The 282-nt window shown below is 52.5% G+C and carries 2 tRNA genes; both read left to right on the top strand.

Features of this window, described 5'->3' with window-relative positions:
• The first annotated feature begins 83 nt into the window (after positions 1-83).
• Positions 84-165: transfer RNA gene (locus tag AC27K1_RS21800), tRNA-Gly, on the top strand.
• Positions 166-198: 33 nt separating this feature from the next.
• Positions 199-274, top strand: a tRNA-Gly gene (locus AC27K1_RS21795).
• Positions 275-282: the final 8 nt, after the last annotated feature.

Below are 282 nucleotides of genomic sequence, written 5' to 3'. Positions count from 1 at the left end.
CCCTAGGGGACGCCACTTTACTTTGAGTGGTGTCATCTGCTCGAGACCGGATGCCGGTCATTAAATAACGCATCAGATTTAACGCGGGAATAGCTCAGTTGGTAGAGCACAACTTTGCCAAGGTTGGGGTCGCCCAGAGCTGGAGAGTGAGTCTCGTTTCCCGCTCCGACGTTGAAAACGTCGCAAAATAAATTTCATGCGGGAATAGCTCAGTTGGTAGAGCACAACCTTGCCAAGGTTGGGGTCGCGAGTTCGAGTCTCGTTTCCCGCTCCAGTGTACGA

Source organism: Kistimonas ophiarachnellae (genome assembly GCF_057552235.1).
Note: the sequence above shows the minus strand (reverse complement) of the source record. Positions and strands in the feature narration are given on the sequence as shown.